Raw genomic sequence first — 25,790 nt, forward strand, 5'->3', positions numbered from 1 at the left:
CATCGACTCTGGCCCGCGCCGCGGCGCCCGGGGAGTGGCTGGCTTTCCCGGTACCGGCAGTACCTCCCTGCGGCGCCGCCCGATGCTCTGACGGTGCGTGATCGCCCGGTTCGGTCCGCCGCCCCGCTTGGCGCCCCCACGGGCATTCTGACCTGCGGGTTTACGACACGCGGCCCCTGCTTGCGGGCCGTTCGCGGTCACTCTATGTGACTGTTGGCCTGAGGTCGGGACTCACCCCGGGGGAGTGGTCCCCGCGCGGTGCTCCGGCATCTCTGAACAGTAAACGGTCGCTGACGCCTGCCCTGGATCCCCCTGGGGCGGGCGTCAGCTGTGTGGCGTCGCCGCGCGTCGAGGAGCCAACGTGTTCCGTTCCACCGGGTCGTTCCAGGGGCTCCTCTCGCGCGCGCGACGAGGCCGGGCGGCCCGCCGCGGCCTGTGGGTCACCGCCATCCACACGACCCGGTGGGCGCTGGTCGTGCTCATCGCGGTGCTGGCCGCCCTGCTGCCCGCGGCCGACGTGGCCCAGGCCCAGGTGACGGGGATCAACCCGGTGCTGCCGGTCTCCCCGGGGACCCCGACCGCCGACCCGAGCCACGGGTTCCTCGTCCTCAACCAGGGCAACGCCTCGTTGTTCACGAACGAGACGGAGGGGCCGGTCGCCGTCGGCGGCAACCTCGCGTTCCAGAACTACCGGACCGCGCTGAACAACTCCGGGAGCTACGTGCGGCCCGGGGACAGCGCGCCGACCTCGACGGTCGTCGGCGGGTCGCTCGACTTCACCAGCAGCGGCTCCGGGTCCACCGTCACCGTGCTCGGCAACTCGTACGCCAAGGTCGGCAGCCTCGCGAACGCCACCGTCCTCGCCAGCGGCGGCACCACCCGGGTCGTGCCGACCGGCGGCGGCTCGGGCACCACGCCCGCGATGATCGTGAACACGTCGCAGCCGGCCGCCTCGGTGGCCGGTTCCAGCGGTTTCGACTTCGGCAGCCTCTTCTCGACGTACAACACGATCAGCGGCGAGCTCGGCAGCTGCGTCGCGACCGTGTCACTGCTCGACCAGAACGGCAACGGGCCGTGGAACGGCACCGACCCGACGGCGACGCTGAAGCTGGTCTCAGGCACCACGAACGTCCTGCGCCTCTCGCCCGCGCAGCTCGCGGTGCTGCAGAACATCAACCCGGCGAACGGCGGCGCGACGCCGTCCAGCTCGACGGCTCTGATCATCAACGTGGCCGGCTCCGGCAACTTCTCGATGAATCTCCCGAACGTGTTCTGGCAGGGCAACGACCCGTCCCGCCACGTCCTGTGGAACCTCACGACGTCGGGCACCGTGACGTTCCCCGCCAGCGACCCGACCCTGTGGGGCACCTTCTACGGCCCGAGCGCGTCGCTGGTCGACCTGTCGACGTCGAACATCGAGGGCAACGTCGTCACCCGTACCCTGCAGGAGGGCAACGCGGGCCGGGACGGCGGCGAGATCCACTACGCGCCGTTCAGCAACCTCGTCACCTGCGCGGCCGCGCCGAGCCCGAGCGTCTCGCTGACGAAGTCGGTCGCGCAGACGTCGTTCAACGCGGTCGGGCAGACGCTGAACTACTCCTACCTGGTCCGCAACACCGGCGGGACCGCGCTGTCGGGCATCGTCGTGAGCGACGCGAAGGCCGGCGTCTCGGCGATCTCCTGCCCCGTCACGAGGCTCGACGCCGGCGGGAGCACGACGTGCACGGCCACTTACACCACGACGCAGGCGGACCTGGACGCCGGCTCGGTCGTGAACAGCGCGACCGCCAGCGGCACACCACCGACAGGCTCACCGGTCACGTCGAGCGTGTCGACGACGACGGTGCCGGCCGTGGCCACCGCGTCCCTCTCGCTGACGAAGTCGGCCACGCAGACGACCTTCACCGCCCCCGGCCAGACCATCAACTACTCGTACCTGGTCAGGAACACGGGCAACGTCACGCTGACGAAGGTCGCCGTGGCGGACAGCCTGGCCGGCATCTCCGCGGTCTCGTGCCCGGCGACGACGCTGGCTCCCGGCGCGACGACGACCTGCACGGCGACCTACACCACCACCCAGGCGAACCTCGACGCCGGCTCCCTCGTGAACACCGCGACGGCCAGCGGCACGCCCGCGGTCGGGTCGCCGGTCACCTCGGCGCCGTCGAGCGTGACGATCCCCGCGAGCGGCGCCGCGGCGATCACGGTGACGAAGTCGGCCACCCAGACCTCCTTCACCGCCGCCGGCCAGACGATCAACTACTCGTACCTGGTCCGCAACACCGGGAACCGCACGCTGAACGGCATCGCGGTCCGCGACGCGCTGACCGGTGTGTCGTCGGTGGTCTGCCCGGTCACGTCGCTGGCGCCCGGGGCCACGACGACGTGCACCGCGACGTACACGACGACGCAGGCCGACGTCGACGCCGGCTCGGTCGCGAACACCGCCACCGTGACCGGGGCCCCACCGGTCGGTTCGCCGGTCACGTCCGGGCCCTCGTCGGTGACCATCCCCGCCGCGGCGACGGCGTCGATCGGCCTGGTGAAGTCGGTCGCGCAGGGCTCGTTCAGCGCGCCCGGGCAGACGCTGAACTACTCCTACCTGGTCACGAACACGGGCAACAAGACGCTCACCGCGGTCGGCGTGACCGACACCCGCGCGGGTGTCTCGCCGGTGGTGTGCCCGGTGACGACGCTGGCCCCGGGTGCGTCGACCACGTGTACGGCGACCTACGTGACGACGCAGGCCGACCTGAACGCCGGGTCGGTGGCCAACAGCGCGACCTCGCGCGGCACGCCGCCGGTCGGCGCGCCCGTGGTGTCGGCCGCCTCGACGACCACCGTCCCGGCGAACGCGATCCCGGCGGTCAGCCTGGTGAAGTCGGCGGCGCAGGCGTCGTTCTCGGCGGTCGGGCAGACGCTGAACTACTCCTACCTGGTCACCAACACGGGCAACGTCACGCTGGCCGGCGTCGCCGTCGCCGACGCGCGGGCCGGGGTCTCGCCGGTCGTGTGCCCGGTGACGACGCTGGCTCCCGGCGCGGCGACGACGTGTACCGCGACGTACCTGACCACGCAGGCCGACCTGAACGCGGGCGCGGTGCAGAACAGCGCGACCGCGAGTGGCACCCCGCCCGTGGGCGCGCCGGCCACCTCGGCGCCGTCGTCGACGACGGTCCCCGCGGTGACGACGGCGTCGGTCAGCCTGACCAAGTCGGTGGCGCAGGCGTCGTTCTCCGCGCCGGGGCAGACGCTGAACTACTCCTACCTGGTCACGAACACCGGCACGGTCACGCTGACCGGTGTGGCGGTCGCGGACGTGCTGGCCGGGGTCTCCCCGGTCGTCTGCCCGGTGACGACGCTGGCCCCCGGCGCGGCGACGACCTGTACGGCGACCTACGTGACGACCCAGGCCGACGTCGACCTGGGCTCGGTGGCGAACAGCGCGACGGCGCGCGGGGCCCCCGCCGTCGGTGCCCCGGTGGTCTCGGCCCCGTCGACCACCACCATCCCGGCGACGGCCGTCCCGTCGATCGGCCTGGTGAAGTCGGTCGCGCAGGGCTCGTTCAGCGCGCCCGGGCAGACGCTGAACTACTCCTACCTGGTCACGAACACGGGCAACAAGACGCTCACCGCGGTCGGCGTGACCGACACCCGCGCGGGTGTCTCGCCGGTGGTGTGCCCGGTGACGACGCTGGCCCCGGGTGCGTCGACCACGTGTACGGCGACCTACGTGACGACGCAGGCCGACCTGAACGCCGGGTCGGTGGCCAACAGCGCGACCTCGCACGGCACGCCCCCGGTGGGCGCGCCGGTGACGTCGGCGCCGTCGTCGACGACGGTCCCCGCCGTGACGACCGCGTCGGTCAGCCTGACCAAGTCGGCGGCGCAGGCGTCGTTCTCCGCGCCGGGGCAGACGCTGAACTACTCCTACCTGGTCACGAACACCGGCACGGTCACGCTGACCGGCATCGCGGTCACCGACGCGCGCCCCGGGGTCTCGGCCGTCGTGTGCCCGGTGACGACGCTGGCGCCGGGCGTCGCGACGACGTGTACGGCGACCTACGCGACGACGCAGGCCGACGTCGACGCCGGTGTGGTGACCAACAGCGCGACCGCGAGCGGCGCCCCGGCGGTGGGCGCGCCGGTGACGTCGCTGCCGTCGACGACCTCCGTGCCGGGCGTCAGCGCCCCGGCGATCACGCTGCTGAAGTCGGCGGCGCAGGCGTCGTTCACCGCGCCGGGGCAGACGCTGAACTACTCCTACCTGGTCACGAACACCGGCAACGTCGGGCTGGCCTCGGTCGGGGTCACCGACACCCGCGCGGGCGTGTCGCCGGTGGTCTGCCCGGTCACGAGCCTGGCGCCCGGCGCGGCGACGACCTGTACGGCGACCTACGTGACGACGCAGGCGGACCTGGACGCGGGCGCGGTCGCGAACAGCGCGACGGCGGCCGGCACTCCGGCGGTCGGGGCGCCCGTGGTCTCGGCTCCGTCGACCACGACCGTCCCCGCGGTGGCGACCTCCGCCATCAGCCTGGTGAAGTCGGCCGCTCAGACGTCGTTCTCCGCGCCGGGGCAGACCCTGAACTACGCGTACCTGGTCACCAACACCGGCACGACGACGCTCACCAACGTCGCCGTCACGGACGCCCGCGCCGGCGTCTCGCCGGTGACCTGCCCGGTCACGACGCTGGCCCCCGCAGCGGCGACGACCTGCGCGGCGACCTACGTGACGACGCAGGCGGACCTGGACGCGGGCGCGGTCGCGAACAGTGCGACGGCGGCCGGCACTCCGGCGGTCGGGACGCCCGTGGTCTCGGCTCCGTCGACCACGACCGTCCCCGCGGTCACCACGTCGTCGATCAGCCTGGTGAAGTCCGCGGCGCAGGCGTCCTTCACCGCGCCGGGGCAGACGCTGAACTACTCCTACCTGGTCACCAACACGGGCACCACGACGTTGGGCACCGTCGGGGTCACGGACCTGCTCGCGGGTGTCTCACCGGTGGTCTGCCCGGTGACGACGCTGGCCCCCGGGGCGGCGACGACCTGCGCGGCGACGTACACGACGACCCAGGCCGACGTGGACGCGGGCGCCGTCGCGAACAGCGCCACGGCGACCGGCACGCCGCCACTGGGCGCACCGGTGGTCTCGGCGCCGTCCACGACGACGGTCCCCGCCACGGGGGTCGCCGCGTCGATCAGCCTGGTGAAGTCGGTGGCCCAGGCGTCGTTCAACGCACCCGGCCAGACGTTGGACTACTCGTACCTCGTCACGAACACCGGCGCCCGGACCCTGGGCACCGTCGCCGTGACCGACCTGCTGGTCGGCGTCTCGCCCGTGGTCTGCCCGGTCACGACGCTGGCCCCCGGGGCGGCGACGACCTGTACGGCGACCTACGTGACGACGCAGGCCGACGTCGACGCGGGCTCGGTGCAGAACAGCGCGACCGCGGCGGGCACGCCGGGAACCGGTGCGCCGGTGGTGTCGGCCGTCTCGGCGACGTCGGTGCCGGCGGTGAGTACGTCGTCGGTGAGCCTGGTGAAGTCGGCGGCGCAGGCGTCGTTCAACGCGCCCGGCCAGACGTTGGACTACTCGTACCTGGTCACGAACACCGGCACGACGACGCTGACCAACCTCGCGGTGGCGGACGTGCTCACCGGGGTGTCGCCCGTGGCGTGCCCGGTGACCACGTTGGCGCCGGGCGCGGCGACGACCTGCACGGCGACGTATGTGACGACGCAGGCCGATGTGGACCACGGTTCGGTGGCGAACAGCGCGACGGCTGCCGGGACGGCGGGCGCGGGTGTGCCCGTGACGTCGGCTCCGTCGTCCACGACGGTGCCCGCGGTCAGCACGTCGTCGATCAGCCTCGTGAAGTCGGCGGCGCAGGCGTCGTTCAACGCGCCCGGCCAGACGTTGGACTACTCGTACCTCGTCACCAACACGGGCACGACGACGCTGAACAACCTTGCCGTGGCCGACCTGTTGACCGGGGCCTCGCCGGTCGTCTGCCCGGTCACGACGCTCGCCCCCGGGGCGGGGACCACCTGTACGGCGGCCTACCTGACGACGCAGGCCGACGTGGACGCGGGCTCGGTGCAGAACAGCGCGACGGCTGCGGGGACGGCGGGCGCGGGCACGCCGGTGACGTCGGCTCCGTCGTCGACGACCGTGCCGGCGGTCAGCACGTCGTCGGTGAGTCTGGTGAAGTCGGCGGCGCAGGCGTCGTTCAACGCTCCTGGGCAGACGTTGGACTTCTCGTACCTGGTCACGAACACCGGGACGACGACGTTGACCAACGTCTCGGTGTCGGACGCGCTGGCGGGTGTGTCGCCGGTCGTCTGTCCGGTGACGACGCTGGCGCCTGGCGCTGCGACGACGTGTACCGCGACCTACACCACGACGCAGGCGGACCTGGATGCCGGTTCGGTGCAGAACAGTGCGACGGCTGCCGGGACGGCGGGTACGGGTGTGCCGGTGGTGTCGGTGCCGTCGTCGACGTCGGTGCCGGCGGTGAGTACGTCGTCGGTGAGTCTGGTGAAGTCGGCGGCGCAGGCGTCGTTCAACGCCCCCGGGCAGACGTTGAACTACTCGTACCTGGTTACCAACACCGGTACGACGACGTTGACCAACGTCTCCGTGGCCGACGCCTTGGCGGGTGTGTCGCCGGTGGTCTGCCCGGACACGACGCTCGCCCCTGGGGCGGCTACGACGTGTACGGCGACCTACACCACGACGCAGGCGGACCTGGACGCCGGCTCGGTGCAGAACAGCGCGTCCGCTGCGGGTACCGCGGGTACGGGTGCGCCGGTGGTGTCGGCGCAGTCGTCCACGACGGTGCCGGCGGTCGCGACCACCGCGCTGACGTTGACCAAGTCGGCGGCGCAGGCGTCGTTCAACGCCCCCGGGCAGACGTTGGACTACTCGTACCTCGTCACCGATACCGGGACGACGACGCTGCACAACGTCACGGTCTCGGACGCGGTGGCCGGCGTGTCGCCGGTCGTCTGCCCGGTGACGACGCTGGCCCCTGGGGCGGCGACGACGTGTACGGCGACCTATGTGACGACGCAGGCGGACCTGGACGCGGGTTCGGTGCAGAACAGCGCTACGGCGGCGGGGACGGCGGGCGCGGGCACGCCGGTCGTGTCGGCGCCGTCGTCCACGTCGGTGCCGGCGGTCAGCACGTCGTCGGTGAGCCTGGTGAAGTCCGCGGCGCAGGCGTCGTTCAACGCCCCCGGGCAGACGTTGGACTACTCGTACCTGGTCACGAACACCGGTACGACGACGTTGACGAACGTCTCCGTGGCCGATGCGCTGGCTGGTGTCTCCCCGGTGGTGTGCCCGGCGACCACGTTGGCGCCCGGCGCGGCGACGACGTGTACCGCGACCTATGTGACGACGCAGGCGGACCTGGACGCCGGTTCGGTCCAGAACAGCGCGTCCGCTGCGGGTACCGCGGGCACGGGCGCGCCGGTCGTGTCGCCCCAGTCGTCCGCGACTGTGCCCGCGGTCAGCACCTCGACGATCACCCTGGTGAAATCGGCGGCGCAGGCGTCGTTCAACGCCCCCGGGCAGACGCTGAACTACTCGTACCTGGTCACGAACACGGGTACGACGACGCTGCACAACGTCACGGTGTCGGACGCGCTGGCCGGCGTGTCGCCCGTGGTCTGTCCGGTGACGACGCTGGCGCCTGGGGCGGCGACGACGTGTACGGCGACCTATGTGACGACGCAGGCGGACGTCGACGCGGGCTCGGTGCAGAACAGCGCGACGGCTGCCGGGACGGCGGGCGCGGGTGTGCCGGTGACGTCGGCTCCGTCGTCGACGTCGGTGCCGGCGGTGAGTACGTCGTCGGTGAGTCTGGTGAAGTCGGCGGCGCAGGCGTCGTTCAACGCTCCTGGGCAGACGTTGAACTATTCGTACCTGGTCACGAACACCGGGACGACGACGTTGACCAACGTCTCGGTGTCGGACGCGCTGGCGGGTGTGTCGCCGGTCGTCTGTCCGGTGACCACGTTGGCGCCCGGGATGGCGACGACCTGTGCGGCGACCTACACCACGACGCAGGCGGACCTGGACGCCGGTTCGGTGCAGAACAGTGCGTCCGCGGCGGGTACGGCGGGTACGGGTGCGCCGGTGGTGTCGGCGCAGTCGTCCACGACGGTGCCGGCGGTCGCGACCACCGCGCTGACGTTGACCAAGTCGGCGGCGCAGGCGTCGTTCAACGCCCCCGGGCAGACGTTGGACTTCTCGTACCTGGTCACGAACACGGGTACGACGACGCTGCGCAACGTCACGGTCTCGGACGCGGTGGCCGGCGTGTCGCCGGTGGTCTGCCCGGTGACGACGCTCGCCCCTGGGGCGGCGACGACGTGTACCGCGACCTACACCACGACCCAGGCGGACCTGGACGCGGGCTCGGTGCAGAACAGTGCGACGGCTGCCGGGACGGCGGGTACGGGCACGCCGGTGGTGTCAGCGCCGTCCTCGACGTCGGTGCCGGCGGTCAGTACGTCGTCGGTGAGCCTGGTGAAGTCGGCGGCGCAGGCGTCGTTCAACGCTCCTGGCCAGACGTTGAACTACTCGTACCTGGTCACCAACACCGGTACGACCACGTTGACGAACGTCTCCGTGTCCGACGCGCTGGCTGGTGTCTCCCCGGTGGTGTGTCCGGCGACCACGCTGGCCCCTGGGGCGGCGACGACGTGTACGGCGACCTACACCACGACCCAGGCGGACCTGGACGCCGGCTCGGTGCAGAACAGCGCGTTCGCGGCCGGTACGGCGGGCACGGGCGCGCCGGTCGTGTCGCCCCAGTCGTCCACGACGGTGCCCGCCGTCGCCACGGCCGCGCTCACGCTGCTGAAGTCGGTGGCGCAGGCGTCGTTCAACGCCGCGGGCCAGACCCTGAACTACTCCTACCTGGTCACGAACACCGGGACGACGACGCTGCACAACGTCACCGTCTCGGACGCGGTGGCCGGCGTCTCCCCGGTGCTCTGCCCGGCCACGACCCTGGCCCCTGGCGCGGCGACGACCTGCACGGCGACCTACGTGACGACCCAGGCCGACGTGGACGCCGGCTCGGTGGTCAACAACGCGACCGCGGCCGGTACGCCGGGCACCGGCGCGCCGGTGGTCTCGGCGCCGTCGACCACGACCGTCCCGGCGGCCAGTACCTCGACGATCAGCCTGGTGAAGTCGGCGGCGCAGGCGTCGTTCAACGCCCCCGGCCAGACGCTGGACTACTCCTACCTCGTCACCAACACCGGCACCACGACGCTGACCAACGTCGCCGTGACCGACGCGCTGGCGGGTGTCTCGCCGGTCGTCTGCCCGGTCACGACGCTCGCGCCGGGCGCGGCGACGACCTGCACGGCCACGTACACGACGACCCAGGCTGACCTGGACGCGGGCGCCGTGAACAACAGCGCCAACGCCTCCGGCGTCCCGCACAGCGGTGTCCCGATCTTCTCGGCGTCCTCCACGACGACCGTCCCCGCCGTCGCGAGCTCGGCCCTCTCGCTGCTCAAGTCGGTCGCGCAGGCCTCGTACCCCGCGGCCGGCGTCACGCTGGACTACTCCTACCTGGTGACCAACACCGGCACGACCACGCTCAACGGCGTCGGCGTGACCGACGCCCTGACCGGTGTGTCGCCGGTGGTCTGCCCCGTGACGACGCTGGCCCCCGGCGCGGCGACGACCTGCACGGCGAGCTACGTCACGACGGCCGCCGACGTTACCGCCGGCTCGGTGGACAACAGCGCCGTCGCGGCGGGCAGCCCGGTGTCCGGCGCCCCGGTCGTCTCCGCGACGTCGGCGACGTCGGTGCCGCTCGCTCCCGGCACGCCGTCCATCTCGCTGGTGAAGTCCGTCGACGAGACGACGTTCGCGGCCGCCGGGACGACGCTGCACTACTCCTACCTGGTCACCGACACCGGCGACACCGCACTGACCTCGGTCGCCGTCACGGACCTGCTCGCCGGGGTCTCGCCGGTCGTCTGCCCGGTGACGACGCTGGCGCCCGGCGGGTCGACGACCTGCACGGCGACCTACGTGACGACGGCCGCCGACGTGCTCGCCGGCACGGTCGGCAACAGCGCGACCGCGACGGGCACCCCGCCGGTCGGCGTGCCCGTCGTGTCGGGGGTCTCGACGACGACGGTGCCGCTGCTGCTCGCGCCGGCGATCGCGGTGTCCAAGTCGGTCTCCCCGCTGACGTTCACGACCGCGGGCGTGGCGCTGGCGTTCTCGTATGTGGTCACCAACACCGGCAACGACCCGCTCAGCGCTGTCGCGGTGACCGACACGCTGCCCGGGGTCCCCCCGGTCAGCTGCCCGGTGACCACGCTCGCCGTGACGGCCTCGACAACCTGTACGGCGACCTACACGACCACGGCGGCCGACGTGCTGGCCGGCCAGGTGCTCAACAGCGCCACGGCGACCGGCACGCCGACGGCCGGCCCGAACGTCGTCTCGGCCGCGTCGTCCGCGACCGCGACCCTCACCCCGGTCCCGGCGGTCACGCTGGTGAAGTCGGTGGCGCAGGCGTCGTTCTCCGCCCCGGGGCAGACGCTGGACTACTCCTACCTGGTCACCAACACGGGCAACGTCGCGCTCGCGTCGGTGGGGGTCGCCGACGCGCTGGCCGGCGTCTCGCCGGTGACCTGCCCGGTCACCACGCTCGCCGTGGCGGCGTCCACGACCTGCGCCGCGGCCTACACGACGACGCAGGCCGACGTCGACGCCGGCTCGGTGGCCAACAGCGCGACCGCCATGGGCACCCCGCCGACCGGCGCGCCGGTGGTGTCGGCGGTGTCGTCCACGACCGTGCCGGCGGCGGCGACATCGTCGATCACGCTGGCGAAGTCGGTCGCGCAGGCGTCCTTCAGCGCGCCCGGGCAGACGTTGGACTACTCGTACCTGGTCACGAACACGGGTACGACGACGCTGACGAATGTCGTGGTGACGGATGCCCTGGCGGGTGTGTCGCCGGTGGTGTGCCCGGTGACGACGCTGGCTCCGGGCGCCGCGACGACGTGTACGGCGACGTACACCACCACGCAGGCTGACGTGGACCACGGTTCGGTCGCGAACAGCGCGACCGTGGCGGGCACGGCGGCGGCCGGGGCGCCGGTCGTGTCGGCGCCGTCGTCCACGACGGTGCCCGCGGTCAGCACGTCGACGATCAGCCTGGTGAAGTCGGTCGCGCAGGCGTCGTTCAACGCGTCCGGGCAGACGTTGAACTACTCGTACCTGGTCACCGACACCGGTACGACGACGCTGACCAATGTCGTGGTCACGGACGCGCTGGCGGGTGTGTCGCCGGTGGTGTGCCCGGTGACGACACTGGCTCCCGGGGCGGCGACGACGTGTACGGCGGCGTACACGACGACGCAGGCGGACGTGGACGCGGGCGTGGTGAACAACAGCGCGACCGCGAGTGGTGTGCCTGGTTCGGGTGCGCCGGTGGTCTCACCGTCGTCGGCGACGTCGGTACCGGCGGCGAGCACGTCGTCGATCACGCTGGCCAAGTCGGTCGCGCAGGCGTCCTTCAACGCGCCCGGGCAGACGCTCGACTACTCCTACCTCGTCACCGATACCGGGACGACCACGCTGACCAACGTGGTGGTGACGGATGCCCTGGCGGGTGTGTCGCCGGTGGTGTGCCCGGTGACGACGCTGGCTCCGGGCGCCGCGACGACCTGTACAGCGACGTACGTGACGACTCAGGCTGACGTGGACCACGGTTCGGTGGCGAACAGCGCGACCGCGGCGGGTACCGCGGGCACCGGGGCTCCGGTGGCGTCGGCGCCGTCGTCCACGACGGTCCCGGCGGTGAGTACCTCGACGATCAGCCTGGTGAAGTCGGCGGCCCAGGCGTCGTTCAACGCCCCGGGGCAGACGCTGAACTACTCCTACCTGGTCACCAACACCGGCACGACGACGCTGACCAACGTCTCCATCGCCGACGCGCTCGCGGGCGTCTCGCCCGTGATGTGCCCGGTGACGACGCTGGCGCCGGGAGGGGCGACCACGTGTACGGCGACCTACGTGACGGCGCAGGCGGACGTGGACGCGGGCGTGGTGAACAACAGCGCGACCGCGAGTGGTGTGCCTGGTTCGGGTGCGCCGGTGGTCTCACCGTCCTCGGCGACGTCGGTGCCCGCGGTCAGCACCTCGACGATCACCCTGGTCAAGTCGGCGGCGCAGGCGTCGTTCAACGCCCCCGGGCAGACGCTGAACTACTCGTACCTCGTCACCGATACCGGGACGACCACGCTGACCAACGTGGTGGTGACGGATGCCCTGGCGGGTGTGTCGCCGGTGGTGTGCCCGGTGACGACGCTGGCTCCGGGCGCCGCGACGACCTGTACAGCGACGTACGTGACGACTCAGGCTGACGTGGACCACGGTTCGGTGGCGAATAGCGCCACCGCGGCCGGGACCGCGGGTACGGGTGCTCCGGTGGCGTCGGCGCCGTCGTCCACGACGGTGCCCGCGGTCAGCACCTCGACGATCACCCTGGTGAAGTCGGCGGCCCAGGCGTCGTTCAACGCGCCCGGGCAGACGTTGAACTACTCGTACCTGGTCACGAACACGGGTACGACGACGCTGACCAACGTCTCTGTGGCCGACGCGCTGGCGGGTGTCTCGCCCGTGGTGTGCCCGGTGACCACGTTGGCCCCCGGGGCGGCGGCGACGTGTACGGCGGCGTACACGACGACGCAGGCGGACGTGGACGCGGGCGTGGTGAACAACAGCGCGACCGCGAGTGGTGTGCCTGGTTCGGGTGCGCCGGTGGTCTCACCGTCGTCGGCGACGTCGGTGCCCGCGGTCAGCACGTCGTCGATCACGCTGGTCAAGTCGGCGGCGCAGGCGTCGTTCAACGCCCCCGGGCAGACGCTCGACTACTCCTACCTGGTCACGAACACCGGTACGACGACGCTGACGAATGTCGTGGTGACGGATGCCCTGGCGGGTGTGTCGCCGGTGGTGTGCCCGGTGACCACGTTGGCGCCGGGTCTGGCGACGACCTGTACCGCGACGTACGTGACGACGCAGGCCGATCTGGACCACGGTTCGGTGGCGAACAGCGCGACCGCGGCCGGGACGGCGGGCACCGGGGCTCCGGTGGCGTCGGCGCCGTCGTCCACGACGGTGCCCGCGGTCAGCACGTCGTCCATCAGCCTGGTGAAATCCGTGGCGCAGGCGTCGTTCAACGCCCCTGGCCAGACGTTGAACTACTCGTACCTGGTCACGAACACGGGCACGACGACGCTGACCAACGTCGTGGTGGCTGACGCGCTGGCGGGTGTGTCGCCGGTGGTGTGCCCGGTGACGTCGTTGGCGCCGGGTGCGGCGGCGACGTGTACGGCGACCTACGTGACGGCGCAGGCGGACGTGGACGCGGGCGTGGTGAACAACAGCGCGACCGCGAGTGGTGTGCCTGGTTCGGGTGCGCCGGTGGTCTCACCGTCCTCGGCGACGTCGGTGCCGGCGGTCAGCACCTCGACGATCACGCTGGTCAAGTCGGCGGCGCAGGCGTCGTTCAACGCCCCCGGGCAGACGTTGAACTACTCCTACGTGGTCACCAACACCGGCACGACCACGCTCACCAACGTCGTCGTCACGGACGCCCTGGCCGGTGTCTCGCCGGTCGTGTGCCCGGTGACAACACTGGCTCCGGGCGCCGCGACGACCTGTACAGCGACGTACGTGACGACCCAGGCCGACGTGGACCACGGCTCGGTCGCCAACAGCGCCACCGCGGCCGGGACGGCCGGCACCGGCGCGCCGGTGGCGTCCGCGCCGTCGTCCACGACGGTGCCCGCGGTCAGCACCTCGACGATCAGCCTGGTCAAGTCGGCGGCCCAGGCGTCGTTCAACGCCCCTGGGCAGACGCTGAACTACTCGTACCTGGTCACGAACACCGGCACGACGACGCTGACCAACGTCTCCGTCGCCGACGCGCTCGCGGGCGTCTCGCCCGTGGTGTGCCCGGTGACGACGTTGACGCCGGGAGCGGCGACCACGTGTACGGCGACCTACGTGACGACGCAGGCGGACGTGGACCACGGTTCGGTGGCCAACAGCGCGACCGTGGCGGGCACGGCGGCGACCGGGGCGCCGGTCGTGTCGGCGCCGTCGTCCACGACGGTGCCCGCGGTCAGCACCTCGACGATCACCCTGGTGAAGTCGGCGGCGCAGGCGTCGTTCAACGCCCCGGGGCAGACGTTGAACTACTCGTACCTGGTCACGAACACGGGTACGACGACGCTGACCGGGGTCGCCGTGGCCGACCTGCTCGTCGGGGTCTCCCCGGTGGTCTGCCCGGTGACGACGCTCGCGCCGGGCGCGGCCACGACCTGTACCGCGACGTACACCACGACGCAGGCCGACGTGGACGCGGGCGCGGTGAACAACAGCGCGACCGCGGCCGGCACGTCCGCCACCGGGGCGCTGGTGGCGTCCGCGCCGTCCACGACCTCGGTCCCGGCGACGAGCACGACGTCGATCACCCTGGTGAAGTCGGCGGCGCAGGCGTCGTTCAACGCCCCGGGGCAGACGTTGAACTACTCGTACCTGGTCACGAACACGGGCACGACGACGCTGACCGGGGTCGCCGTGGCCGACCTGCTCGTCGGGGTCTCCCCGGTGGCCTGCCCGGTCACGACGCTCGCGCCGGCCGCGGCCACGACGTGTACCGCGACGTACGTGACGACGCAGGCCGACCTGGACGCCGGCGCGGTGAACAACAGCGCGACCGCGAGCGGCGCCCCCAGCTCTGGGGCGCCGGTGGTCTCCGCGCCGTCCACGACCTCGGTCCCGGCGACGAGCACGGCGTCGATCACCCTGGTGAAGTCGGCCGCCCAGGCGTCGTTCAACGCCCCCGGCCAGACGCTGAACTACTCCTACCTGGTCACCAACACCGGCACGACCACGCTGACCAATGTCCTGGTGACGGACCTGCTCGCCGGCGTCTCGCCGGTCGTCTGCCCGGTCACGACGCTCGCGCCGGGCGCCGCGACGACCTGTACCGCGACGTACACCACGACGCAGGCCGACGTGGACGCGGGCGCGGTGAACAACAGCGCGACCGCGGCCGGCACCCCCGCGGTCGGTGCCCCGGTGGTCTCGTCGCCGTCCACGACCTCGATCCCGGCGACGACCACGACGTCGATCACCCTGGTCAAGTCGGCCGCCGAGGCGTCGTTCAACGCCCCCGGCCAGACGTTGCACTACTCCTACCTGGTCACCAACACGGGCAGCACGACCCTGACGAACGTCGCCGTGGCCGACGCGCTGGCCGGCGTCTCCCCGGTGGCGTGCCCGGTCACGACGCTCGCGCCGGGCGCGGCGACGACCTGCGCGGCGAGCTACACCACCACGCAGGCCGACCTGGACGCCGGGGCGGTGAACAACAGCGCGACCGCCGGCGGCACCCCGGCGGTCGGGCCGCCGGCGGTCTCGGCACCGTCCACGACGACGGTGCCCGCCGTCGACGCGACCTCGATCACGCTGGTCAAGTCGGTCGCCCAGGCGTCGTTCAACGCGGTCGGGCAGACGCTGAACTACTCCTACCTGGTCACCAACGCCGGCACCGTCACGCTGGCCAACGTCGCGGTCACCGATGTGCTGGCCGGGGTCTCCCCGGTGGTCTGCCCGCTGACGACGCTGGCCCCCGGCGCCGCCACGGCCTGCACGGCGACCTACCTGACGACCCAGGCCGACCTCGACGCGGGCGCCGTGCAGAACAGCGCCACCGCGGCCGGCACCCCGGCGGTCGGCGCGCCGGTCGTCTCGGCCCCGTCGTCGGCCACGGTCCCGGCGGTGGGCGCCGCGTCGATCACGCTGGTCAAGTCGGTCGCCCAGGCGTCGTTCGACGCCCCGGGCCAGACGCTCGACTACTCGTACCTGGTCACGAACACGGGCAACAGGACGCTCACCTCGGTCGGCGTGACGGACACCCGCTCCGGGGTCTCGCCGGTGGTCTGCCCGGTGACGACCCTGGCGCCGGGCGCCGCGACGACCTGCACGGCGACCTACGTGACGACGCAGGCTGACGTGGACACGGGCTCGGTGGCGAACTCGGCCACGGCCGGTGGCACCCCGCCGGCCGGCGCGCCCGTCACCTCGGCGCCGTCCTCGACGACGGTTCCCGGGGTCACGACGGCGTCGATCAGCCTGGTGAAGTCGGTGGCGCAGCCGTCGTTCAACGCTCCCGGCCAGACGCTCGACTACTCGTACCTGGTCACCAACACCGGCACGGTCACGCTGACCGGCGTCGCGGTCGGGGACGCGCTGCCCGGGGTCTCCCCGGTCGTCTGCCCGGCGACGACGCTGGTCCCCGGCGCGGCCATGACCTGCACCGCGACCTACACGACGACCCAGGCCGACGTCGACGCCGGCGTGGTGAACAACAGCGCGACCGCGACCGGCGCCCCCGCCGTCGGCGCGCCCGTCACCTCGGCACCGTCCACGACCTCGGTCCCGGGCACGAGCGCTCCGGTGATCACGCTGGTGAAGTCGGTGGCGCAGGGGTCGTTCAACGCCCCGGGCCAGACGCTGAACTACTCCTACCTGGTCACGAACACCGGCAACGTCGGGCTTTCCTCGGTCGGCGTGACCGACACCCGCGCCGGGGTCAGCCCGGTCGCCTGCCCGGTCACGTCCCTGACGCCCGGCGCGGCCACGACCTGCACGGCGACCTACGTGACCACCCAGGCCGACGTGGACGCCGGCTCGGTGGCGAACTCGGCCACGGCCAGCGGCACGCCGCTGGTGGGCGCCCCGGTCACCTCGGCGCCGTCGACGACGACGGTCCCCGCCGCCGGGGTCTCCTCGATCACGCTGGTGAAGTCGGCGGCCCAGGCGTCGTTCGACGCGCCGGGGCAGACGCTCGACTACTCCTACCTCGTCACCAACACGGGCAACACGACGCTGAGTGACGTCGCGGTGGCCGACGCCCGCGCCGGCGTGTCGCCGGTGGTCTGCCCGGTCACGACCCTGCTGCCCGGCGCCGCGACGACCTGCGCGGCGACCTACCAGACCACGCAGGCCGACCTGAACGCGGGCGCCGTGGAGAACTCGGCCACCGCCGCCGGCACCCCGCTGGTCGGCGTGCCGGTCACCTCGGCGCCGTCCGCCACGACCGTCCCGGCGAGCACCGCCAGCACGATCACGCTGGTCAAGTCGGCGGCCCAGGCGTCGTTCGACGCCCCCGGGCAGACGCTCGACTACTCGTACCTGGTCACGAACGCCGGCAACACGACGTTGAGCGACGTCGCGGTCGCCGACGCCCTGCCCGGGGTCTCGCCGGTGCTCTGCCCGGTCACGACCCTGCAACCGGCCGGGTCGACCACATGCACGGCCACCTACGTGACGACCCAGCACAACGTGGACGCGGGCGCGGTGCGGAACTCCGCCACGGCCACCGGCACCCCGCTCGTCGGCGGCCCGGTGACCTCGGCCCCGTCGACCGCGACGGTCCCGGCCGTCGCCGCCTCGACCATCACGCTGGTCAAGTCGGCGGCGCAGACCACGTTCACCGGGCCGGGCCAGACGCTGAACTACTCCTACCTGGTCACCGACACCGGCAACACGACCCTGACCAACGTCGTCGTGACGGACGCGCGGTCGGGCGTGAGCCCGGTCGTCTGCCCGGTGACGACCCTGCTGCCCGGCGCGGCGACGACCTGCGCGGCGACGTACGTGACGACCCAGGCCGACGTCGACGCCGGCTCCGTCCCGAACAGCGCCACGGCCAGTGGCACCCCACTGGTCGGCGCGCCCGTCACCTCGGCCGCGTCGTCGACCACGGTCCCGGCCGACGGGTCGGCCTCGATCACGCTGGTCAAGTCGGTCGCGCAGGCGTCGTTCGACGCGCCGGGCCAGACGCTGGACTACTCCTACCTGGTCACGAACACCGGCATCGTCACGCTGACCAACGTCGCGGTCGCCGACGCCCTGGCCGGGGTGAGCCCGGTCGTCTGCCCCGTGACGACCCTGGCGCCCGGCGCGGCGACGACCTGCGCGGCGACGTACGTGACGACCCAGGCCGACGTCGACGCCGGCTCCGTCCCGAACAGCGCCACGGCGGCCGGCACCCCGCCCGCCGGCGCCCCGGTCACCTCGACGGCCTCGACCACGACGGTACCCGCGGCCGCCGCGTCGGGGATCACCCTGCTGAAGTCGGCCGCCCAGGCGTCGTTCAACGCGCCGGGCCAGACGCTGGACTACTCCTACCTCGTCACCAACCCGGGCAACACGACCCTGGCCAACGTCCAGGTGAACGACGCCCTGGCCGGCCTGAGCGCGGTCAGCTGCCCGGCCACGACGCTCGCCCCCGGCGCGTCCATGACCTGCGCCGCCACCTACCTGACCACGCAGGCCGACCTGGACGCGGGCTCGGTGGCGAACACCGCGACCGCGACCGGCTCGCCGGCGGTCGGAACCCCGGTGGTGTCCACCCCGTCCTCGACCACGGTCGCCGCGGCCGTCACCGCGTCGATCGCGGTGACGAAGACCGCGGCCCAGGTGTCCTTCAGTGGTGCCGGCCAGACCCTGAACTACTCCTACCTGATCAGCAACACCGGCAACGTCACGCTGCATGATCTGCGGGTCAACGAGGCGGTCGCCGGAGTCAGCCCCGTGACCTGCCCGGTGGCGGTGCTCGCGCCCGGCGCCTCGACCACCTGCGCGGCGACCTACACGACGACCCAGGAGGACGTCGACACCGGCGCCGTCGAGAACAGCGCGACCGCGGCCGGCACGCCACAGGCCGGCGGCCCGGTGAGCTCCCAGCCGTCGACCGTCACGGTGCCGTTCGCGACCGGCCCGGCGATCGCCCTGGTCAAGTCGGTGGCACCGACCACCTTCACCGGGGCCGGGCAGACGCTGAACTACAGCTACCTGGTCACCAACATCGGCACCACGGCGCTCACCGGCGTCGTCGTGGCCGACGGCCACCTCGGCGTCACGCCGGCCGTGTGCCCGGTGACCACGCTGGCGCCCGGCGCGGCGACCACCTGCACGGCGAGCTACGTGACGACGCAGGCCGACGTCGGCGCCGCGATCGTGCGCAACACCGCGACCGCGACCGGCACGCCCGCCGGCGGCGGGACCCCGGTGACCTCGACGCCGGCCACCGCGTCGGCGTCGTTCGTGACCGGGCCGGCCATCGCGCTGACGAAGCTCTCGGCACGGGCGTCGTTCACCGGCGCGGGCCAGACGCTGACCTACAGCTACGTCGTCACCAACAGCGGCGGCGCGACCCTGACCGACGTCGCGGTGACGGACACCCATCCCGGCGTCTCGGCGGTCGTCTGCCCGCTGACCACGCTGACCGTCGGTGCCTCCACGACCTGCGCCGCGACCTACGTGACGACGGCGGCCGACGTGGCCGCGGGCACGGTGCAGAACACCGCCACGGCCACCGGCGCCCCCGCCGGCGGCCCGCCGGTCGTCTCGGACCCGGCGACCCTCGCGGTGCCGCTCGCGGTGACACCGTCGATCAGCCTCGTGAAGGCGGCGGCGCAGACCTCGTTCAGCGGCGTCGGCCAGGCCCTGAACTACAGCTACCTGGTCACCAACACCGGCAACGCCGACCTCTCCGGCATCGTGGTGACGGACCCGCACGCCGGTGTCGCGGCGGTCGCCTGCCCGGTGGCCACGCTCGCGCCGGACACGTCGACCACCTGCGCCGCGACCTACGTGACGACGCAGGCCGACGTGACGGCGGGCGCGGTGAACAACACCGCGACCGCGACCGGCACGCCCGCCGGGGGCGGCGCGCCCGTGACCTCGGCCCCGTCCAGCGTGTCGGTGCCGTTCGTGGTCGGGCCGGCGATCAGACTGGTGAAGACGGTCGCGCAGGCGTCGTTCAGCGCGGTCGGCCAGACGCTGGACTACAGCTACCTGGTCACCAACATCGGCGGCGGGCTGCTCACCAACGTCGCCGTCGCGGACCTGCTGCCCGGCCTCTCGGCCGTCGCCTGCCCCGTCGCGTCGCTGAGCCCCGGAGCGTCGACGACCTGCACGGCGACCTACGCGACGACGCAGGCCGACGTGACGGCCGGCGCGGTCAACAACACCGCGACCGCGTCCGCCATCCCGGCGGGCGGTGGCGTACCGGTGGTGTCGGGCCCGTCGAACGCCACGGTGCCGTTCGCCGCGGCGCCGGCGCTCGCGCTGGTGAAGTCGGTGGCGCAGGCGTCGTTCAGCGGGCCCGGCCAGACCCTGAACTACAGCTACCTGGTCACCAACACCGGCAACACGGCCCTCGACGGCGTCGCCGTCACGGACGTGCTGGCCGGCGTGAGCCCGGTGGCCTGCCCCGTGACGACGCTCGCGCCGAACGCGGCGACCACCTGCACCGCGACGTACGTGACGACCGCGGCCGACGCGGCGGCGGGCGCCGTCGCGAACTCCGCGACCGCGACAGGGACCCCGGCCGGCGGCGGCGCCCCGGTGACGTCGGGCTCGTCGAGCGTGTCGGTGCCGTTCGCGGCCGGCCCGGCGATCGCCCTGGTCAAGTCGGTGGCCCAGAGCTCGTTCACCGGGGCCGGCCAGACGCTGGACTACAGCTACCTGGTCACCAACATCGGCAATACGCCGCTGACGGGCCTCGTCGTGGCGGACAGCCGGGTCGGTGCCTCCGGGGTGACCTGCGCCGCGGCGGCGCTGGCACCGGGCGCGTCGACGACGTGCGTGGCGACCTACGCGACGACCGCCGCGGACGTGACGGCGGGCGTGGTGGCGAACACCGCGACGGCGACCGGAACGTCACCCGGCGGCACATCCGTGACGTCGGCCCCGTCGAGCGTCTCGGTGCCGTTCGCGGCCGGCCCGGCGATCGCCCTGGTCAAGTCGGTGGCCCAGAGCTCGTTCACCGGGGCCGGCCAGACGCTGGACTACAGCTACCTGGTCACGAACACCGGGAACGTCGCCCTGACGGGTGTGGCGGTCGCCGACATCCACGCGGGCGTGTCACCGGTGGTGTGCCCGGGGACGACCTTGGCTCCCGGCGCGGCGACGACCTGTACGGCGACCTACGTGACCACCGCGGACGACGTGGCGGCCGGGACGGTGGCGAACACCGCGACGGCGTCCGGCACCCCGGCCGGCGGCGCCGCTCCGGTGACGTCGGGCTCGTCGAGCGTGTCGGTGCCGTTCGCGGCCGGCCCGGCGATCGGGCTGGTCAAGTCCGTCGCGCAGGCGTCGTTCAACGCCGTCGGGCAGACGCTGGACTACAGCTACCTGGTCACCAACACCGGGAACGTGGCCCTGACCGGGGTGGCCGTCACCGACGCCCACCCGGGCGTCTCGCCGGTGGCCTGCCCGGTCGCGACGTTGGCCCCGAACGCGTCGACCACGTGCACGGCGACCTACGTGACCACGGCGGCCGACGCGGCGGCGGGCGCGGTGACGAACACCGCGGCGGCGTCCGCCACGTCGTCGGCCGGCGGCGCGGTGGCCTCGGCGCCGTCGGCCGTGTCGGTGCCGTTCGCCGCCGCCCCCGCGATCGACCTCGCCAAGTCGGCGGCCCAGGCGTCGTTCACCGGACCCGGCCAGGCCCTCGACTACAGCTACCTGGTCACCAACATCGGCAACACCCCGCTCACGGGCGTCGCCGTGTCCGACATCCACGCCGGTGTCTCGGCGGTGGTGTGCCCGGTGACGACGCTGGCCCCCGGCGCGTCGACCACGTGCACGGCGACCTACGTGACCACGGCGGCCGACGTCGCGGCGGGCGCGGTGAGCAACACCGCGACGGCCGCGGGCACCCCGGCCGGCGGCGCGGCCCCGGTGACGTCGGGCCCGTCGAGCGTGTCGGTGCCGTTCGCGGCCGGCCCGGCGATCGGGCTGGCGAAGTCGGTGGCGCAGGCGTCGTTCAACGCGGTCGGCCAGACGCTGGACTACAGCTACCTGGTCACCAACACCGGGAACGTGGCCCTGACCGGGGTGGCCGTCACCGACAGCCGCGCGGGGGTGTCGCCCGCGGTCTGTCCCGTGACGACGCTCGCGCCGAACGCGTCGACCACCTGCACGGCGACCTACCTGACCACCGCGGCCGACGTGGCGGTCGGCCAGGTCGCGAACTCCGCGACCGCGACCGGTACCCCCGCCGGCGGCGGCACGGCGGTGACGTCCGATCCGTCGACCGCGTCGGTGCCCTTCGCGGTCGGGCCGGCGATCGGCCTGGTCAAGTCGGTCGCGCAGGCGTCGTTCAGCGGGCCCGGCCAGACGCTGAACTACCGCTACCTGATCACCAACATCGGGACGGTGCCGCTCACCGGGGTGACCGCGTCCGACACCCACGCGGGTGTGTCGCCGGTGGTGTGCCCGGCCTCGACGCTGGCTCCCGGCGCGTCCACTACCTGCACGGCGACCTACCTGACCACCGACGCCGACGTCGCGGCGAGGACGGTGGACAACACCGCCACCGCGGCCGGCACCCCGTCCGGCGGCGGTACTCCGGTGGCGTCCGACCCGTCGAGCGTGTCGGTGCCGTTCGCGGCCGGCCCGTCAATCGGCCTGGTCAAGTCGGTGGCCCAGGCGTCCTTCACCGGCGCCGGTCAGACGCTGGGCTACAGCTACCTGGTCACCAACAGCGGGAACGTTGCGCTGACCGGTGTGGCGGTCTCGGACGTCCACGCGGGTGTGTCGCCGGTGGTGTGCCCGGTCTCGACGCTGGCTCCCGGCGCGTCCACGACCTGCACGGCGACCTACGCGACCACCGACGCTGATGTCGCGGCGGGCTCGGTGAACGACACCGCGACCGCGTCCGGCGCCCCTGCCGGGGGTGGCGCTCCGGTGGTCTCGGGCCCGTCGAGCGTGTCCGTGCCGTTCGCGGCCGGCCCGGCGATCGGCCTGGTCAAGTCGGCGGCGCAGAGTTCCTTCACCGGGGCCGGCCAGACGCTGGGCTACTCCTACCTGGTCACCAACACCGGGAACGTGGCGCTGACCGGGGTGGCGGTCGCCGACGTCCAGGCGGGTGTGTCGCCCGTGCTCTGCCCGGTGGCGACGCTCGCGCCGAACGCGTCGACCACCTGCGCCGCGACCTACGTGACGACGGCGGCCGACCTGACGGCGGGGACGGTGAACGACACCGCGACCGCGTCCGGCGTCCCGGCCGGCGGCGGCACCCCGGTGGTCTCCGGCCCGTCGAGCGTCTCGGTGCCGCTCGCGAGCGTGCCGGCGATCGGCCTGGTCAAGTCGGCGGCCCAGGCGTCCTTCACCGGCGCCGGTCAGACGCTGGACTACTCCTACCTGGTCACCAACACCGGGAACGTGGCCCTGGCCGGAGTGGCCGTCGCGGACGTGCACCCGGGTGTGTCGCCGGTCGTCTGCCCGGTGACGACGCTCGCACCGAACGCGTCCACGACCTGTACCGCGACCTATGAGACGACGGCGGCCGACGTGACGGCGGGCGCGGTGCAGAACACCGCGACCGCGTCCGGCGCCCCGGCCGGCGGCGGCGCCCCGGCGGTCTCGGGCCCGTCCAGCGTGTCGGTGCCGTTCGCGGCCGGCCCGGCGATCGCCCTGGTCAAGTCTGTCGCACAGGCGTCGTTCAACGCGGTCGGCCAGACGCTGGACTACCGCTACCTGGTCACCAACACGGGCAACACGACGCTCACCGCGGTCGGCGTCACCGACAGCCATCCGGGCCTGTCTCCGGTGGTCTGCCCGATGACGACGCTCGCCCCGAACGCGTCCACCACCTGCTCGGCGACCTACGAGACCACCGCGGCCGACGCGACGGCGGGCCTGGTGGCGAACTCCGCCACCGCGACCGGCACCCCGGCCGGCGGCGACACCCCGGTGACCTCCGACCCGTCGACCGCGTCGGTACCCTACGTGACGCAGCCGGCGATCGCCCTGGCCAAGTCCGTGCTGCAGAGCTCGTTCACCGGCGCCGGCCAGACGCTGGACTACCGCTACCTGGTGACCAACATCGGGACCGCGCCGCTCACCGCCGTCACGGTGGCCGACAGCCATCCGGGGCTCTCGGCGGTCACGTGCCCGGTGACGGCGCTCGCGCCGAACGCGTCGACGACCTGCACCGCGACCTACGTGACGACCGCCGCCGACGTGGCGGCGGGCGCGGTGAACGACACCGCGACCGCCGCGGGCACCCCGGCGGGCGGCGCCGCCCCGGTGGTCTCGGCTCCGTCGAGCGTCTCGGTGCCGTTCGCGGCAGGCCCGGCGATCGCCCTGGTGAAGTCGGTGGCGCAGGCGTCCTTCGGTGGCGCCGGCCAGACGCTGGACTACCGGTATCTGGTCACCAACACCGGGAACGTGGCGCTGACCGGGGTGGCCGTCGCGGACGTGCATCCGGGTGTGTCGCCGGTGGTGTGCCCGCTGACGACGCTCGCGCCGAACGACTCGACGACCTGCACGGCCACCTACGTGACGACCGCCGCCGACGTGACGGCGGGCGCGGTGAACAACGCCGCGACGGCGTCCGCCACGTCGTCGGGCGGCGGCGTCCCGGTGGTCTCGGCCCCGTCGAGCGTGTCGGTGCCCTTCGCGGCGGACCCGACGATCGGGCTGGTGAAGTCGGTGGCGCAGGCGTCGTTCAGCGCGGTCGGCCAGCGGCTGGACTACCGCTACCTGGTCACCAACACGGGCGGCACGTCGCTTACCGGCGTCGCGGTGACCGATGACCATCCAGGTGTGTCGCCGGTGGTCTGCCCGGTGACGACGCTGGCCCCCGCGGCGTCGACCACGTGCACGGCGACCTATGTGACGACTCAGGCCGACGTCGACGCGGGCATGGTCGACAACACGGCGACGGCCTCCGGCACCCCGGCGGGCGGCGGCACCGCGGTGACGTCGGCTCCGTCGAGCGCCTCGGTGCCGTTTGTGGCGGGCCCGGCGATCGGGCTGGTGAAGTCGGTGGCGCAGGGGTCGTTCACCGGTGCCGGGCAGACGCTGGACTACCGTTACCTGGTCACCAACACCGGCAACGTGGCACTTACCGCGGTGACGGTGGCTGACAGTCACCCGGGGCTCTCGGCGGTCACGTGCCCGGTGACGGCGCTCGCCCCGAATGGGTCGACGGCCTGCACGGCGACTTATGTGACGACCCAGGCCGATGTCGACGCGGGCATGGTCGACAACACCGCGACGGCCTCCGGTGCCCCGGCGAGTGGCGGTGTCCCGGTGGTCTCGGCACCGTCGAGCGCCTCGGTGCGGTTCGCGGCCGGGCCCGCGATCGCCCTGGTGAAGTCGGTCGCTCAGGCTTCGTTCGCCGGTGCCGGGCAGACGCTGGACTACCGCTACCTGGTCACCAACACCGGGAACGTGGCGCTGACCGGGGTGGCCGTGGCGGACGCGCACCCGGGTGTCTCACCGGTCGCCTGCCCGGTGACGACGCTCGCCCCGAACGCGTCGACCACCTGTACCGCGACCTACGTGACCACGGCCGCCGATGTCGCGGCCGGCGCGGTGAACAACACGGCGACGGCGACGGGCACCCCTGCCGGTGGCGGAACCCCGGTGACCTCGGACTCGTCGGGGGTCTCGGTGCCCTACACCGGGAAGCCGGGCCGGCCCACGTTCGTCCTGGTGCCGTTCCCGGTCCCCGTCCCGGTGTTTGGGGGAGCGGGGGAGGGCCACGGTGAGCCCGGCGTCGGGGTCGGCGTCGCCGGGGTGGCTGCCGGTGGCGGCGCTGTGGTGGCTCCGCCTGCCGGCACCAGCCCGATCGGCGGCCAGCGGGTACCGGTGACCGGCTGACCAGGCGCCCGCGCGGGCCGTCGTCAGGCCGGTCTGA

General features: G+C 73.0%; 1 protein-coding gene. It reads left to right on the forward strand.

Going from position 1 to position 25,790, the window contains the following annotated elements; genetic code table 11:
- Positions 1–361 precede the first annotated feature (361 nt).
- Positions 362–25,753, forward strand: a complete 25,392-nt coding sequence (locus tag FRAEUI1C_RS39030; protein WP_013424299.1) for a CLIPPER-2 domain-containing protein — start codon at positions 362–364, stop codon at positions 25,751–25,753.
- Positions 25,754–25,790 lie beyond the last annotated feature (37 nt).

The sequence above is a fragment of the Pseudofrankia inefficax genome (genome assembly GCF_000166135.1).
GTDB lineage: Bacteria > Actinomycetota > Actinomycetes > Frankiales > Frankiaceae > Pseudofrankia > Pseudofrankia inefficax.